The organism is Acinetobacter kyonggiensis (assembly GCF_900107285.1).
Classification (GTDB): Bacteria; Pseudomonadota; Gammaproteobacteria; order Pseudomonadales; family Moraxellaceae; genus Acinetobacter; species Acinetobacter kyonggiensis.
Genome location: NZ_FNPK01000004.1, coordinates 15,340 through 32,442, shown reverse-complemented (window position 1 = coordinate 32,442; position 17,103 = coordinate 15,340). Strand labels below are relative to the sequence as shown.

The window sequence follows — 17,103 nt, the reverse complement described above, 5'->3', positions numbered from 1 at the left end:
AAGGGTAAAGATGCAATTATTGCACGCATTCATGAAGCTTCTAAATTCTTACTGCTTGAGCAAATTGGCGTTAAGCCAACAATATGGTTTCTCATCAACTAAAGAAGATAACCGTGTTCCTTATGATGCACATTTGCGTAAGCTTCAACTTGTGAATGAAATTTGGGTAGACGTTTGGGGGGAGTTTTTTGAGAATAATTCTAAAATATAGTTAATTTTTCGAGTTAAATGTGACGAGTCGAAAGCCAAATGATACGTCATCTGGCTTTTTATGAAGTGAAACATGAAATAAGTTCACCTAAACATGAGCATGTTTCAGTAAATGTGTTAAATAACATACATAAATATTATTAAGTCTATGATGCTTATTACTATTTAATAATTAAAACATCTATAAGTTAAATTCGACATTTCTTCCACACTCCGATTCAATCCAAGCTACATTTTAAATGACGACATTTATGAAGAGCAACACGAGCCAAGCAGCAAAAAACCAGTACGCCAATAATAAGGTCGAGCATGTCGGGAGCTTTTTAAGACCCTTAAAACTGAAAAAAGCCCGTTATGATTTTGCTGATCGTGTGATTTATGAGGAAACATTACGTCAAGTGGAAGATGCCGAAATTCATAACCTGATTGATATTCAGTTGGATAATGACTGCACCATTATGACGGATGGCGACTTTCGCCGTGGTTGGTGGCATTACGATTTTCTTGAACAGTTTGACGGTATTCAAGGTTATAAGACCCGTGATGGACGACAATTTAAAGGTGTCATTAGCAAAGCCTATGATGTTCGTGTAACTGGGAAAATTGATTTTCCAGAAGATCATCCAAGCCTTGCGCATTATCGTTTTTTACATCAGGCCATTGATGATTTTGCGACGGCAAAATTTACTTTGCCTAGCCCTAACATGATGTTGTATCCACATTTGCGCAATAATCGTCATTATGCCGATCGTTTGACTGAATACGTTGAAGATCTAGGGCAGGCTTATGAAAAAGCGATTCAAGCCTTATATGAGCAAGGTTGTCGCTATCTTCAGATTAACGATGAATTTTGGGCCTATTTGTGTGATGAAGAACAACGTGACAAAGAACTTGCATTGGGCATGAATCCTGATGATTTAGCACATTTTGCTGTTCAGACTTTAAATATTGCACTTGCCAATAAGCCTGAAGACCTTGTGGTTGCACTGCATATTAACCGCGGTAATTTTTTATCGAGTTGGTTGTATCAAGGCGGTTATGCAGCGATTGAACATTTTATCTTTGAAAAATTACATAATATTGATCGTTACTTATTAGAGTTTGACACCGAGCGCGCGGGTGGTTTTGAGCCTTTAGCAAAATTACAGGGCACAAATGCTGAAGTCTTTTTAGGTTTGATCTCGACTAAAATAGAGACTGTTGAAGATAAAACGAAGCTGATTGCCAAAATTCAGCAAGCAGCAGCCTATCTACCGCTTGAACAATTGGGTCTATGTCCACAAAGTGGCTTTGCCTCGATGGAAGAGGGCAACCGTATTTCGTATGATACGCAGTGGAAAAAACTGAAACTGATGAATGAAATTGCACAGGACGTATGGGGCTAGCCTATATTTTATCGGTATGACTTCTGATGCTGCCAAATTGTGTAGCATCAGATGCACTTTAAGCCAATCTTGACTATAATTCGCTTTTATTTTGTCTTGATCCTTTGGATCACTTTCCCTTTATGTCCCAACTTTCGACTTGTTTTACTCAAAATCAGTTTTGTGTACTGGTGGAATATCTCTGCTCAATGAAAGAGATTTTGCCTGTAAAAACTCAATTTGCTGGCTTTGCTGCATTGATGACTTTGGCCGATCGAGTCCATGCGGATGATGATCTTGCACCGATTATTGCTGCACAAGCTTACCCGAAACACATTGAAAAAGTGCTGCATTTTGCTGGTAAGGGGCGGGACATTCGTGACTTTGAGCAGTTTTTAAATGCCGCTCAAGCGATTGGACAGCAAAATTTATTATTACTCACAGGTGATAAGCTTAAAAACCATCACAAGGGCAAGGATTCTAGCGAGCGTACACGTTACCTTGAATCCGTAAATGCCGTGATGGCAGCGAAACAACATGGTGATTTTTGTGTAGGTGTTGCATTTAACCCGTTTAAATATGCTGAAGCTGAACGCGATGCACAGTATTTAAAATTGCATAAAAAGCTGAAGGCTGGTGCAGATTACATCATTAGCCAACTGGGTTATGATTTATCTGCTTTGAAAGAAGCGAAAGCATTTTTAACCCAACATGGCTATTCTCAAAAATTACTCGCTTGTGTCATGCCGCTAACATTGGGACGCGCCAATTTTATGGTGAAGCATCAAGTGGCGGGCATTGTCATTACACCGCATATGCTCAAGATCTTGGGTGAAGAAAAAGAATCAGGTTTGACTGATCGGGTGTATCTACGCTGTGCGTTACAAATTTTAATCTGTAAACAGTTAGGTTTTGCCGGTGTGCACCTTTCGGCATGTCATAAACCTGAAGAGCAATTGCTGTTAGAGAGCTATATTGAGGCATATCGTCATCTTGGTTTAGATGAACTTGAGTTGTTGTGGAATACACTTTGGCAAGTCAAAACAGGCAAAGAGTTTTATCCAGCGCTGACGTATTATTCACGCCCTGTAAGCTCCATGCAGATTTTAAAATATCAGCATTTGCATTTAATGCATGATGCTTTGTTCGAGTCTAAAGTTGCAAAAGGTGTTGGATATTTTATTTTCCAGTCGCGGTTTTGGAATGGATCACTTGCAGCGCAAGCACTGCTTAAAACGGAATTTGTCAGTAAACATGGTGTAGTGGGCTGTGAAAGTTGTGGGCAATGTCGCCTAGGTGATACCTTATATATTTGCCCTGAAACTTGCCCGAAAGGTCTTGCCAATGGCCCGTGTGGTGGGACAACATTAGATCGCTGTGAATTTGGTGATCGTGAATGTATTCACTCAGTCAAAGCCCGCCTTGCCAAAGCAGTTGATCAAACGCAAATTTTAAAAAACAACTTGATTTTGACAGTGCCGATAGAAGTGCGTGGTAGTAGTTCATGGAAAAACTGGTATGTGAATCAAGCCAGTTAGCATTTGATTGTTTGACTTAAAAATATGCTATAAAAAAGGCGGGATCACTAAAATGATTCCGCCTTTTTAAGTTTGGTCTATTTTAAAAAAATATTAGAACTGACCTTTTTCTTTACGCTCAACCATCACTTTTTTCAACATCGTGCGTGGCAAAGTAAACCACATCAGCACCAATGCCAAACTACATAAGCTAAATGCCATCAGGTCATAAGCTTCAAACAACATGCGTGATACTTCAAGCACGACAAAGTAGCTGAACATCATGATCATTGACATAGCCGACGCAACTGTACCTTTCGATACGTCCGATGACATCATGGCTAAACGATACAGTACAGAGAAACAAATCCCTTCACCAAAGCTCATGATGGTCATACCCATAATGAGCGTCCATACAAAATAAGTCGGGATGAATAAGCCGATTAGGATGATCAGTGCGCCGACTAACATGGTCGGTAGACCGAATAAAATGGTTTGACCGAGTGGATATTTATCAATAATTTTAACTAAAATCACACTACCCAAGATTAGCGCACCCAATACTGGTACTTGCGCCATACCATATTGCAGACCACTAAAACCGAGGTTTTCAACGAGCATTACAGGCGATAATGCAATCCAGAGCATGATTGGTAAACATGCCATTGGTAGGGCACTGGTCATGATCACAAACTGTTTATTGTTAAAGACTGTTTTAAAATCACTCCAAATACTGCTCATAGGTTTTTGCGTCAGATTCGCTTTTTGATCTGCTGGCATGGCCACTTTGAGACCCAACCAACCCAGTAAAGCCAATATTGCAATTCCGACAAAGCCCCAATGCCAAGAGACGTGGTCAATCATTAATGAGCCAACTAAAGGACCTAAGAGTGGCGCAAATAAAGTCATATTGCCCATAATTGCCATGACTTTAATTGCAGTACGCTCTTCAAAGTTTTCTTGAACGGCTGCATAACCTACGGCACTAATCACGGTCAAACCCATGCCTTGTAGGAAACGTAAGCCTAAAAAACTTTGAATATTTTGTGTGAATAAAATCAGTAAGCAAGTTATTGCAAAAAATAGCGCACCTGCCAATAAAATTTTCTTACGACCAATACGATCCGACAAAGGACCCATTAGCCACGCGATACAGCCGCCACCAAGCAGGTAGAATGACATAGATGAGGGTGCCCAAGAGCTGCTCACGCCAAAATCACGGGTTACACCAAGCATGGCTGGTTGGATTAAATCGTTGCCCAAATAGACAGCGAACTCAAATAAAACCAATGCCAAAGGAAACAATAAAGTGGCAAAAGTGAGTTTAGAAATGTGTGGGGGAGACATGGTTTTCAACATCGTTTTTACAACCCGTCAGCACAAAGTCACTTTTTTTAAAATAAAAGGACCTTACCTCCTGACGGGCAGGAAGATTAAAAAATAATTTTGCAAATAGAAAAGTAATAACGGTTCACAGCGTCGATGGGGAGATCACGCTGAACAGACAGAACAATTCAATTTCAAAAAGGGAGATTTAAAAAAATACACCTACGACATAGCGCAGGTGTTAAAAGTACAGCTAGTTTAACATACCTATGGGATGAACGAAAATTGGGTGTTTTTGGCACTAGAAAAAGGATCGTTTTCTTATGATATTGATTACAAGGCTATATAATTTAATCGGTGCTGGATTTTTCACTATCCATAGCATTGGAATAGAATTTCACGCCTAATTTGATGCGGTCACGACCATTGCTCATACGCCAACGATTGGTATCTCTAAGTGAATACACGCATCCACAGTATTCTTGTTGATAGAACTCTTCCTTTTTACTGATTTCAATCATGCGGTGAGCACCACCATTTTTTCGCCAGTTGTAATCCCAGTAAGTTATATTGGGATAATGCTCGGCAGCACGTATACCACAACCATTAATTTGCTTCATATCTTTCCATCGAGAAATGCCCAGCGAACTACTGATTAGACTAAAGCCATGTTCATGTGCATAGAGCGCCGTACGTTCGAAACGCATATCGAAGCACATCGTACAACGACTACCTTTTTCAGGTTCATTTTCCATACCTTTGGCACGTTCAAACCAATTGTCGGTGTCATAGTCGCAGTCAATAAAAGGAATATTGTGCTTTTCAGCAAAGCGAATATTTTCTTCCTTACGAATTAAGTATTCTTTAACAGGATGAATGTTGGGGTTGTAAAAGAAAATAGAGAAGTCGATGCCCGATTCGATCATGGTTTCCATCACTTCACCAGAGCATGGCGCACAGCAAGAGTGTAGTAAAAGTTTATTATGACCATTTGGAAGAGTAAGTTTTTGGCGCTTTAGCTTAGACATAGTAAATAATGAAAAATTGAAGCAGGGTATTTTAGTTTTTATCAGTACCTTAAGGTTATGAATTTGATGAAATATTTTCATTTTAAAATAAATTATTTTCATGATTTGAATCAATAGACCTGAATAATCCATGCGATTGACTGGATTTTAAGTTTATCTCCGTTTTATTTTAAGGCTTATCATTTCAGTCTGAACTTAATGGGGTATTTAAATCGCAAGATAGGGTTAGTTTTTTTTGTTTTTCAGGAAATTGTTCAGCTAAAGATCTTGTGATTTTGGATCGTGGCCAACATGGGGTAGGTATAGCATCATGGCGATGGTGCCAATACATTGACCTGTTAAATACTTTCTACAATCAACATATACGGTGTTATATGTTGATTATAGAAAACTTTAAAAATCATATATTTGTGAATAGCAGTTTTACAGCAAGTATTATTAATACAGCTCCCATAAATTTCTCAAATTTATTTCCAGCTTTTAAGAAGTTATTCCGAACCATTGGCCGAGAAAATAAAATGGCAACAACCATGAACCACAATGCATTGACTGCACACATCCAAACACCATAAAAAATTTGAATTTTCATCGGTGTTGTTGGATGAACCAAGGTCGTAAATATAGCAAGAAAAAATAGGGTCGCTTTCGGATTAAAAGCATTCGTCATCAACCCAGTCATAAATGCCTTCCATTTGCTCAAAGCAAGACTGTCTATATTTTCTGTTGAAGCAGCATAATTAAAGGGCTGAGTACGCAATAAACTGCATCCCAAATAGATTAAATACATTGCCCCACAAACCTGTAAAGAAAACAGCAGCCATGAACTTTGCTGAATGATGATGCCGAGCCCAACAAGGGTATATAAAACATGGATTGAAATCCCTGCACCTATTCCTATCGCGGTTAGGCATCCAATCAAATACCCATAGCGGACACTGTGCCTTACGGTCACTGCAAAATCTGGACCCGGTAAAAGTACGGCAAGAAAATGAACTAAAGCCAAAGCTAAAAATTCTGAACCATATTGCGCCCACATATTATGGATGCTCATCAGAAATTTTATAGTGAATCGTTAATTTACCTTTCTTCAATTTATATTCGGCAATGCTGATTTCAATAATTTCAGCTAAAGATTCTACATGGGTTCCACCGCAGGCAAATGCAGGCAGATGCCCAAAGTTTATCTCACGGTAACCATTTGCGTTTTGCGTAATAAATTTCTGCAAATTGTCAGAAATATATTGATTGCAGATGGCTTGCAGAGATGCAACATCAATATCTTGAGCAGCTTCCGATTTTATAAACTGCACCTTGGAATCTTCTGGCCAGTGCTGAGCTTTGATCGGCTCCCAGCCAAAGGCCTGCATCACATGGCCAATTAAATGTCCTGCTGAATGTAAACGGCTAAAATATTGTCTCTTATCAAGATTGATCTGAGCATAAGCTTTGCCTAAGGGGATTTCTTGACGACAGTAATGAATAATTTCTTTATCTTGCATAGCAACATGCTCAACGGTGACCGCGTTAATTTTTCCAATATCACTGGGCTGCCCGCCACCCTGAGGATGAAAAGGTGTTGCAGCAAGCTGAACTGCGAAAAGACCCTCTTGAGTTAATTTACACTCTATTACATTTACGTCAGCACAGGTCTTGCCTGATAAATATAGGGCTTGAGTCATATAATTCTCTGAATAAATCGAATAAAAAGATTATATAAATGATGCTTGGTAATGATAATCTAGTAAAAAATCAAATCATTTTTGCCTCATGAGCACAAATCAAAGTATTTCATTGCTTCAAGAAATGGCCATTTTTGTCAAAGTTGTAGAAACAGGCAGCTTTTCAGAAACCGCTCGGCAGCTTGGAAATACGCCATCTGCAATTAGCCGAGCGATATCTCGGCTGGAGCGCGCGCTCGGCACCCGTTTACTGCAAAGAACGACGCGTAAATTGCGCCTGAGTGAAAGCGGAACACAGGTTTATGCTTATTGCTTAGAAATGGTGAATGCAGCTCAAGCGGTTATCGACAATTCGGGCAAATTTAATTCTGAACCTCATGGCACTGTTCGAATCAGTGTGCCTAAGGCGGTGGGGCATTATTTACTTCATCCGCATATTCCTGAATTTTTAGAACGCTATCCTAAAGTTGATGTCCAAATGTTATTGGAAGATAAATTAATAGACTTTATTGATGATGAAATTGATTTAGCTATACGAATTACCAATGAACCATCATTAGGATTAAAGGGCAGAAAACTGATTGAAATTGATCATGTGATTGTAGCGACGGCTGAATATTTAGAAAAACATGGGATGCCTCAGCAACCTCAGGATTTAAAGGAACATCAATGTATTTATTTGGGGGAGCAGGCAAGTGACTCGAAGTGGAAATTTCAAAAAGAGAATAAAACAACCAGTGTTTCTGTGAAAGGCCGTTATTCAGCTAACCATACAGGCATAAGATTAGATGCAGCATTAAAGCATATGGGGATTGCCAGTTTGCCGTATTTTGTTGCTCGGCATGCTTTAGAGACTAAAGCGTTAATTCAAGTATTACCAGACTGGTATTTTAAAACTTACTATAGTGGAGATGCATGGTTGCTATATCCTCCAACACGCTATTTAGCGCCTAAAATAGAGGTTTTTATCCATTTTTTAGCAGAGAAATTAAAATTGGAACCAACGTTAAAGAGTGAATAATCCTTTCATATTTAAAAAAATGACAGCGCAAAAATTGAAAAACGGAGTTGGAAACCAGTTGGCTTATGGAAATTAAATTCTATCAAGTTGTCTATTATTTTTACGATTAAACAGCTTTGATGATATTGCATTTAGTAAGCGTGATATTTTTAAATGAAAATGATTATAATTGCGTTTAAGTTTTTATCGGTATGGCATCATGCAGTTCAATCTGTCCTTTTTAGCATTTTCAGTTCTGGCCATTATGGCAACAGCATCACATGCTCAATCAGAATCCGATTTAGAACAGCCATCGGGCAATCAATTACCGACCATTACGACTCAAGCTGAAACCGATGAAAAACCCTATGTAGCCAAAACAGCAAGTGCAGTACTTCGGTCAGATGCCGCTTTATTTGAAACCGCACAGTCGATTAGTGTTATCACCAATCAGCAAATAGAACAAAAACAAGCAAAAACAGTTGCGGAAGCTTTAGATGGAGTCGCTGGCGTGACCTCTGGTCAATATGGACGTCGGGGTTGGGATGACTTTATTATCCGCGGGCAAATTTCCAGTTCACAAACCTATATTGATGGATTGCGTGTACAAGCATCAGATAATGTTTTAAGAGCTGAAGACATTTCGGGTCTAGAATCTATTGAAGTTGTGAAAGGCCCAACATCAGTGGGTTTCGGATTAGCATTGCCAGGTGGTTTAGTTAATTTGACCACTAAACGTCCACAAGCAGAAACGTCTTATAAAGGGGCGTTAAGTTATGGCAGTTATGGTTTAAAAGAAGCAACTTTTGATATGAACTATGCGCCAAATGAAAGTGCAAAAGGTGCTTTTCGTGTGGTAGGACGAGTGTCTGATCAGGATGATCCAACGGATTATGTGTATTTTAAAAATCAATATATTGCACCATCATATAATTTTGATTTAGGCGATAAAGATGATTTATCGGTCATTGCCAGTTATCAACATCGTAAATATATCCGTCAGCAGGGTATTCCCTATAGTAAGGGCGATTATAAAAATTATTCGTCTAGCTTGTTTTTTGGTGAGCCAGATTATGGCTATGATGTGGATGTTTATCGTATTGGTGCGAATTATGCCCACTATTTTGATAATGACTGGACTTTTAAACAAAACCTTGCTGTGACCAAAACCGATACAAAAGGGAATGCGATATTAGCATCGGGTACAAATATTCTGCCAACGATTAAACGTGCAATTAATAATCAAGATAAACAAGATATTAACTATACCTTAGATAATCATTTACAGCGTAATTTCGATTTTGGAAAGCTCAACTATGATGTCATGGTCGGTGTCGATATGATGCGAGAACGCAGTGATTATTATCGTCGCACAGATACGATTAATGATTTTAATGCCAATGATCCAAGCTATGGCAATGTAAGTATTAAAAAAATAGGCGCACCGAGTCAGGAAATTACCTATAGCCAATATGCAGGTTTATATCTACGCAATACCATTAAAATTGATGATCACTGGATTATTGGACTATCAGGCCGTCATGATTGGACTCAAGTTGAAATTGATAATGTATTGAAAAATACAGCCACTAAAAATTCAGACAATGCTTTTACGGGCAGTGCTTCTGTCATGTACGGCATGAATGATATGTTTGCGCCGTATATCAGTTATTCAACCTCTTTTATGCCAGTGACGGATGCGGGTGAAAATGGCACATTACTTAATCCTGAAGAGGGTAAACAAGCGGAAGTTGGCATCAAATTACAAGCTTTTGAGCAGCGTTTACAAGGCTATGTGGCTTATTATGATCTCACCCGTAAAAATGTCACTGAATCAGATGCTTCTGGAAATTTTTCCATTCAAACGGGTGAGCAAGTCACCCAAGGTTTTGAAGCGGAAATGGCGGCGGCATTAACTGAGCAATGGAATGTAGCCGCAACATATAGTTATATTCCAACTGCAAAAATAACAGAAAGTGTGACTGCCAGTGAGATGGGTAAACGTAGTAATCATATACCTAAAAATGCCAGCTCATTATCCACCCAATATTATTTTAGCCCTGATCAATTCGGTTGGAATATTGGTGCGGGTATTCGTTATCAAGGTTCTCGAACAGCACAGCGCAATACAGACTTTGTCTACTTACCAAGTTATGCGTTATTTGATGTGAATGCGGGTTATGAAGCCAAAACTTGGGGAGCGGGTCTAAGTATTAAAAACCTATTCGATAAAGAATATCTGGTTGGAACCACACCGAATGCGCAATTGGTCAATTGGGGAGATCCAATGATGGTTCGTTTTAATGTGAAGTTTAAATACTAAAAACCTAAAAGGATTCGTTTCTACATATTTGATGTGGAGGCAATGGCAGATGAGTTTTAACTTACGAAATGATATGAATTTTATGTATTAGATTTATATAAAAGTTGAATTAATCTAAAAAGATAATCATGTTCTGTGAACAACCATAGCGGTTATTCACAGAACATCTTAAGGGGATCTATAGCAGTTTGTTAATAGTGATTGTCAGTAATATTAATTTTATTTTGTGCAGTTTTATTGTTTGCAGATTTCCCGCCACCCCAATTAAACTTCTGTGCGCAAATTCCTAAGCCAACAATAAATAAGGCAAGAACACTGGTATATGCCACTTCCTTAAGATAAGTCCCTTCAATGACCATAGTAATTAAGGCACCAATAATAAAGATGATGACGAGATAAGTCAGCCAAGGAAAGAGCCACATTTTAAATGGAATATCGACACCTTCTGCTTCCAATTTCTTACGCAGCTTCAATTGTGAAATTGCAATCGCAAGGTATACATACAAAGACACCGTACCTGTTGCCAGCATTAATACATCATAAATATTCATGCTTTCAGTCGCAGTGAAATATACCGCAACGATTGAAAAAAGACTTGAGAAAATAACACCGACCCATGGGCTATTATTACGGTTGGTGAATGCAAAACTCTTTGGTGCATCGCCACGCTTGGACAGGGAATACATCATGCGTGAACACGTATAGAGTGCAGAGTTAAAGCAGCTACATACAGAAGTTAACACTACAAAATTGACAATATGGCGTGCTTCAGGAATACCTAATGCAGTAAGGGTAACGCTGTATGTACCCCAAGTTGGGTCTTTTAATAGCGGGTTGTTGTGTGGAATTAAGCAAACGGTAATCAGCATTGAGCCGACATAAAATAAAATGATTCGCCAGACAATTGAGTTAGATGCTTTGCGGATTTCTTTCGCAGGATCTTTAGTTTCAGCGGCTGCAACGGTGACAATTTCTGCCCCCATATAGGCAAACATAACACCCAGTAAGGCAGTAATAATAGAAGAAAAACCATTTGGCATAAACCCTTCAGCGGTCAAATAAGTCACCCCGCCTAGCATAGTGGCATCGCCCCAAGGCCAAAGGTGCATGATGGCTAAGCTACCGACAACCAAGAATAGTACAATTGCAATGACTTTGATTAAGGCAAACCAGAATTCAAATTCACCGTAGTTTTTGACATCACGTAGATTAATCCAGACCAAAGCTACAATGACGAATAGCATGTAGCCCCAAATTGGAATGAATGGAAACCAGCTATTGAGAATTTTTCCGGCAACAAAGGCTTCCCATCCCATAAGTAAGGTCCAGAAAGACCAATATAGCCATCCAATCGAAAATCCAGCCCAACGACCAATCCCGCGGTCTGCATAGGTTGAAAATGAGCCACTGTCGGGATTAAGTACCGCCATTTCACCTAGCATACGCATGATGAATAGAACCAATAATCCGCCTAGAGTATATGCGATGAGTGCAGCTGGCCCTGCATTGTAGATTACATTTCCTGAGCCGACAAATAATGCGCCGCCAATCACACCTGCAATAGAAATCATGGTGAGGTGGCGTGATTTAAGTCCATTTTTTAAGCCTTGTGATGAATCAGGCTCGGAGGCATGTTGATTTTCAGCCATATTATTTCCCTTAATATCAAGGATATAGTTGCAATATTGGTCTATACCTTTTTCGCACTATCTATCCATTGAAACTGCAACTGAATTATTAAGCACTTAATTAAGATTAAGTTAACTTGGATAAATCTGATGGTTCTGTAAACAGGTGAAAGATCACACTTTGGTTACACAACTGTTACATGTTGTTTATGTGTGCTGCTAATTTCTCTTTTTTGTTGGCAGGTGACGAGAGCCATTTTTTATCTATTGAAAGGAGCCAATTGCTTTAAAAATGTGAAAAGTACAGGAAAGGATATTTACAGGAAAATAAAAACTAAATAAAATAAAAAAGCAATACATAGTTTTGCCAGAGATTTAAAAACTGACAAAAGGTTAAGTTTAATTTAAAAATAAAATTTTGATTAATATAGAAAATTAATTAATTAAGTGTGGGAATACCGACATCGCGTAAGCACTTCAACAGAATACCAAAAGCGATGAGTATTTCTTGTTCGCTGACACAGGCGAAGCCAAGCAATAGTCCTTTTTGCCGCGTAGAATAGTGTTTTGTATAATATTGAGAGAGTGCTCTGACTTTTACATTTTGATCGAGTGCATTCGATGCAATTAGTACATCATCACTGCTGCTTGGCAATTTTAAAATAAGGTGTAAGCCCGCTGCGGTGTTGTATTCGTGCAGAAAATCTGGCCCCAAATGACGGTGAATTAAATCAATTAAAAATGCATGGCGTTTGCTGTAAAGTAAGCGCATACGTCGAATATGTGCCCCATAATGTCCTTCACGGATAAACTCTGCCAACACTTTTTGATCCAGTAAATGTCCACCTCGATACAGTTCTGATGCCACAATGCGCAGTGGCGAAAACAGTTTTTTCGGCACCACTAAATAACCGATACGCAGCGCAGGATAAATGGTTTTGCTGAATGTTCCCATATAAATTACTGGTGAATCGGGTTCCAATCCTTGCAACGATGGATAGGGTTGACCTGAGAATCTGAACTCACTGTCATAATCATCCTCCACAATCCAGCTTTTATGCTGACGGGCAATCGCAATCAGTTGCTTGCGCCGTTCAAGGCTCAGATGTGAACCTAAAGGATATTGATGCGATGGTGTGACAAAGATCAGCTTAGGCGGCTGCTTAGGATCAAGGTCAGGAATAATACCTTCTTGGTCAACAGGCAGTGAGCGCAAATTTACACCGTTAATGCGTAAAATATTGCGCGCGCCCCAGTAAGCAGGATCTTCGATCCAGACTTCGTCACCGATATCACTCAAGGTGCGCGAAACCAAATCTATGGCTTGATGCGTGCCTTCGGTAATGATGATTTGATCGGCATCACATTGTACGGAACGCGCGATTTTAAGGTATTCCGCAAGTTCTTGGCGCAGTTCCAGACATCCGCCTGCATTGCTGTAAATTAATCGAGTGATTTCTGGTTCACGGCTCAAACGGGTCTGAATTCGGCTAAAAATATGGTGAGGAAATTCAGTTACATCTGGTGCACCGGGTACAAATGCCCCCCATTGATAAGGTGATGCCGCTGAATAGCCGATTAAATATGAACCGCGCTGAGATAAGCTGTAACTTTGCTGAGATTTTTTTTCTTGAATCGGAATATTGGTGTTTTCTGCTTTGATTAAAAATGATTCGGGCAATTTCTCTGTCACCCAAGTGCCTTGTCCTGTGCGGGCATCGACATAACCTTGTGCCTGTAATTGTTCATAAGCGCTTAATACCGTATTGCGGGAGACTTTGATCTCTTTGGCAAGATCTCTTGATGCAGGTAAACGAGTTTTGGGTGCCAATACGCCATCAATCATGGCATTACGCAAGCAGCGAAATAATCGCAGTTGCAATGTTCCATCAATATCTTGCTGTAATCGTTGCAGCAAATAATCTCCAAGCAAACTACGCAATTGGCTCTCTCCTACAAATTCAAAGTGGCTCTCGTGAGAGCAATGTCGGTACGTGCAAAATAATCTGGTCAGGCAGAAATTGTAAAGTATCTCGCTCTTGCGCGGTTGGTGTAAATGTGAGCCTGTAAACGGCAGGCAATATACACACATCTTGGTTAAAGCCCAAGCGAAAAATCTAAGCTTAATTTTTTAATTTAGATCACGCAGCCTGAAGACATTAATCAATAAATGCCAACAAACCTACATAAATTTATACTTTTTGCAGCCGCAAGGAAATGCGTCTGCATACAAAAATAGGATCATGCAATGAACACGATGGTGAAAGGTCTGACGTATACGGAGCAGGGTACAACTGCTTGGAATAATTATCTTAAGCAGTTAGATAAAGTGGCTCCCCATCTGGGCGAGCTGAGCGAAAGGCTGGATATGCTTCGACGCCCGAAGCGGAGCTTAATTGTCGATATTCCCGTGATTATGGATGATGGCACGGTGCAGCATTTTGAAGGTTATCGTGTTCAGCATAATTTGACCCGTGGGCCAGGAAAGGGCGGAGTGCGATTCCATCCTGATGTCAATTTAGATGAAGTCATGGCACTGTCCGCATGGATGACCATTAAGTGTGCGGCACTAAATTTACCTTTTGGCGGTGCTAAGGGCGGTGTGCGGGTCGATCCAACCCAATTATCTAAGCGTGAGTTAGAACGATTGACGCGGCGCTATACCGCAGAAATCAATTTTATTATTGGGCCACAAAAAGATATTCCAGCACCTGATGTTGGCACCAATCCACAGATTATGGCATGGATGATGGACACTTTTTCTATGAATTCGGGTTCTACCGTTACAGGCGTGGTGACAGGTAAACCCGTCCATCTTGGTGGCTCTTTAGGGCGGATTAAAGCGACAGGGCGTGGGGTATATATTACTGGGCGTGAAGTGGCTCAGCAGATTGATCTGGATTTGAACGATGCCCGAGTATGTGTACAGGGCTTTGGCAATGTCGGCAGCGAAGCAGCTTTATTGTTTCATGAAAATGGCAGCAAGGTCATTTGTGTGCAGGATCATTCCGCGACTTTGTATCAAGAGCAAGGGATTGATATTGCAAAGTTAATCGAATATTCAAAACACCATCAGAAGATTCAGGGATTTTCGGCAAAAGATGAAATTCTGGCTGCAAAGTTTTGGCAAATTCCTGCGGAAGTTTTTATTCCTGCGGCGCTTGAAGGTGTGATTGATGTCCATGTTGCCCAAACAATTCAAGCCAAAATAATTTTGGAAGGTGCCAATGGCCCGACTTTAACTGAAGCGGATGAAATTTTGAGTAAGCGCCAAATCACGGTAGTACCCGATGTGATTTGCAATGCTGGTGGTGTAACGGTCAGCTATTTTGAATGGGTACAAGACCTTGCCAGTTATTTTTGGACAGAAGAAGAAATCAACCAGCGCATGGATGTGATTATGAAAAATGCTGTAGCTGACGTTTGGATTAAAGCTACGCAAGCAGAATGTTCTTTACGTACCGCAGCCTACATTTTGGCATGTGAACGCATTTTAATGGCGCGCAAAGAGCGCGGCATTTATCCGGGTTAATGATCAGATTTCTTGCAGGATGCAGAATCGGATCAACCATGAATTTGAAGTTTGAATACCTTCACTTATCAAATTTTATCAAAAATTTTGCTTTTGCCAGAGATGGGTTTTTGGAATTTATTCTTTCTTTTTGGGATTTTTATTATGTTGCAACGTTTTCTAGTGAAACCATTTTCGTTTTGTACCCTTACCAGTGTAATGGCAATGTCGGCTGCCGTGCAGGCAGATACGCTCTCTTGGGGAGATGCGGAGACAGATTTAGGAAAACTGACGGTGTCAGGGTGGGTACGTGCGAATTATCAAGATAAGGATTATTCGGACAGTGATCATAAATTAAAGTTTAATGCGGCAAAGCTTAGCTTGAAATATGATGCCAAGACATTTTTTGGCGGTGTGGAATACCGCTGCTATCAAAATGATACCTTATGTGATTTTTCAACTTTGGTGAATGCCAATTTGGGCTATAAGCTGAATGATGACAGCCGCATTACAGTAGGCTTGCAGGATATGCCTTTTGGCATTGGCCGTTTCTGGAGCAGTAGCTGGTACGGCAGTTCAATGGACAATGCCGGCCTAGAAGATGTGCATAATTTGGGCATCAATTGGCAGCAGCAATTAGGTGCCAATACCAGCGTAAATTTGGCTTATTTTGTTCGTGATGGCGGAAGTTTTGTGGGTGATGGCGACGCAGCGCGCTATGCGGCCAATTATGTTAAGCCTGAAGATGCCACGACCGATGACATTGAAGAAAAAAACATGTGGGTTGCACGTATCAGTCAGCAAATTCCGCTGCAAGACAGTCCGGTTAAACTTAACCTAGGTGGGTCGTACTGGCATTCAGATTTGCAAAACAGCAATGGTCAAACGGGGCATCGCAATGCATGGAATGTCTTTGGTCGTTTGAACTATCAAAATGCCAATGTAACTTTGACTGCTGGACAGAATCGTGCAGATACTAAGTCTTTGAGCAATGCGGATTATGCAACGGTCGGCTCATTTGAATCGAAGTATTATGTTGCCAACAAAGCCAATTATTATGTGGCAAATGTTGATTATCAAATCAATGATTTTTACAAAGATTATGATTTAACCCCTTATGCGAGCTATGCCGTATTTGATAAGGATAAGTCAGGTTTTGCCACATCGACTCGTAGTCTTTTGGGTGCTCAGCTGGATATTCAGCAGTTTTCGCTGGCCGCAGAATATATCACTGGAAAAAATGATGTATTCATTGGCGGTGATGCAGGCTCTTTGGCAGGAGGAGACGCATCTGGGCACAGTAGACTCTTGAATTTATTGTTTATCTATAATTTTTAATTATTGTTGCAACGCATCAAAATGGCACCTTTAAAAAAAGGTGCCATTTTATGCTTTTATTTTAATTATTTGATTTATATATTTAAAAAAATTTTAAATCGCCAGATAAGTATAAATTGGCTCTCTCTATCTTATCCAAAGTGGCTCTCGTTTCATGCCAATAAAAGCGCAAAATCAAT

General features: G+C 39.9%; 13 protein-coding genes. 7 read left to right on the top strand and 6 right to left on the bottom strand.

All coding sequences use genetic code 11. The features are described from left to right. Nucleotides 1–31: 31 nt before the first annotated feature. From BLV99_RS04460 to BLV99_RS04450, 3 genes are all read left to right on the top strand, one after another. On the top strand, nucleotides 32–211 hold the full coding sequence (locus tag BLV99_RS04460; RefSeq protein ID WP_244516276.1) for a hypothetical protein: 180 nt from the start codon (nucleotides 32–34) through the stop codon (nucleotides 209–211). A 250-nt stretch (nucleotides 212–461) separates the two neighbouring features. Next, nucleotides 462–1,595, top strand: coding sequence for a 5-methyltetrahydropteroyltriglutamate--homocysteine S-methyltransferase (locus tag BLV99_RS04455; protein WP_092688121.1), 1,134 nt, complete (start codon nucleotides 462–464; stop codon nucleotides 1,593–1,595). A 122-nt stretch (nucleotides 1,596–1,717) separates the two neighbouring features. Further along, nucleotides 1,718–3,112 carry a methylenetetrahydrofolate reductase C-terminal domain-containing protein gene (locus BLV99_RS04450; RefSeq protein ID WP_092688118.1) on the top strand — a complete coding sequence of 465 codons (1,395 nt, stop codon included), beginning with the start codon at nucleotides 1,718–1,720 and terminating at the stop codon, nucleotides 3,110–3,112. Nucleotides 3,113–3,205: 93 nt separating this feature from the next. Here the strand turns inward: BLV99_RS04450 and BLV99_RS04445 are convergent, their stop codons facing one another. The 4 genes from BLV99_RS04445 to BLV99_RS04430 form a co-directional block, all read right to left on the bottom strand. Further along, nucleotides 3,206–4,438: an MdfA family multidrug efflux MFS transporter gene (locus tag BLV99_RS04445; RefSeq protein WP_092688418.1), complete on the bottom strand. Its 1,233-nt coding sequence runs from the start codon at nucleotides 4,436–4,438 to the stop codon at nucleotides 3,206–3,208. 329 nt (nucleotides 4,439–4,767) lie between these two features. Further along, nucleotides 4,768–5,445: an epoxyqueuosine reductase QueH gene (locus BLV99_RS04440; RefSeq protein ID WP_092688115.1), complete on the bottom strand. Its 678-nt coding sequence runs from the start codon at nucleotides 5,443–5,445 to the stop codon at nucleotides 4,768–4,770. Between the two features lie 400 nt (nucleotides 5,446–5,845). Beyond that, entirely contained in the window at nucleotides 5,846–6,481 is a 636-nt protein-coding gene (locus BLV99_RS04435; RefSeq protein ID WP_092688112.1) for a LysE family translocator, read from the bottom strand. Nucleotide 6,482: 1 nt separating this feature from the next. Continuing rightward, the gene (locus BLV99_RS04430) at nucleotides 6,483–7,124 is read right to left on the bottom strand and encodes an alanyl-tRNA editing protein (RefSeq protein WP_092688109.1); all 642 of its coding nucleotides are present in this window, start codon (nucleotides 7,122–7,124) and stop codon (nucleotides 6,483–6,485) included. A gap of 88 nt (nucleotides 7,125–7,212) precedes the next feature. Here BLV99_RS04430 and BLV99_RS04425 point away from each other — a divergent pair, with 88 nt between their 5' ends. Both BLV99_RS04425 and BLV99_RS04420 read left to right on the top strand, forming a co-directional pair. After that, entirely contained in the window at nucleotides 7,213–8,145 is a 933-nt protein-coding gene (locus tag BLV99_RS04425) for a LysR family transcriptional regulator (RefSeq protein WP_086185643.1), read from the top strand. Between the two features lie 199 nt (nucleotides 8,146–8,344). Continuing rightward, entirely contained in the window at nucleotides 8,345–10,447 is a 2,103-nt protein-coding gene (locus BLV99_RS04420) for a TonB-dependent siderophore receptor (RefSeq protein ID WP_092688107.1), read from the top strand. 191 nt (nucleotides 10,448–10,638) lie between these two features. Here the strand turns inward: BLV99_RS04420 and BLV99_RS04415 are convergent, their stop codons facing one another. Further along, nucleotides 10,639–12,096 (bottom strand): amino acid permease, encoded by a 1,458-nt coding sequence (locus BLV99_RS04415; RefSeq protein WP_086185645.1) that lies wholly within the window; start codon nucleotides 12,094–12,096, stop codon nucleotides 10,639–10,641. A 418-nt stretch (nucleotides 12,097–12,514) separates the two neighbouring features. Further along, nucleotides 12,515–14,017, bottom strand: a complete 1,503-nt coding sequence (pdxR, locus tag BLV99_RS04410; RefSeq protein ID WP_092688104.1) for a MocR-like pyridoxine biosynthesis transcription factor PdxR — start codon at nucleotides 14,015–14,017, stop codon at nucleotides 12,515–12,517. 306 nt (nucleotides 14,018–14,323) lie between these two features. On the opposite strand from pdxR, the gene BLV99_RS04405 reads away from it, so the two are divergent. Both BLV99_RS04405 and BLV99_RS04400 read left to right on the top strand, forming a co-directional pair. Beyond that, nucleotides 14,324–15,607 carry a Glu/Leu/Phe/Val family dehydrogenase gene (locus BLV99_RS04405; RefSeq protein ID WP_092688101.1) on the top strand — a complete coding sequence of 428 codons (1,284 nt, stop codon included), beginning with the start codon at nucleotides 14,324–14,326 and terminating at the stop codon, nucleotides 15,605–15,607. A 144-nt stretch (nucleotides 15,608–15,751) separates the two neighbouring features. Continuing rightward, complete coding sequence (locus BLV99_RS04400; RefSeq protein WP_092688415.1) at nucleotides 15,752–16,924, top strand: TonB-dependent receptor; 1,173 nt, start codon at nucleotides 15,752–15,754, stop codon at nucleotides 16,922–16,924. Nucleotides 16,925–17,103: the final 179 nt, after the last annotated feature.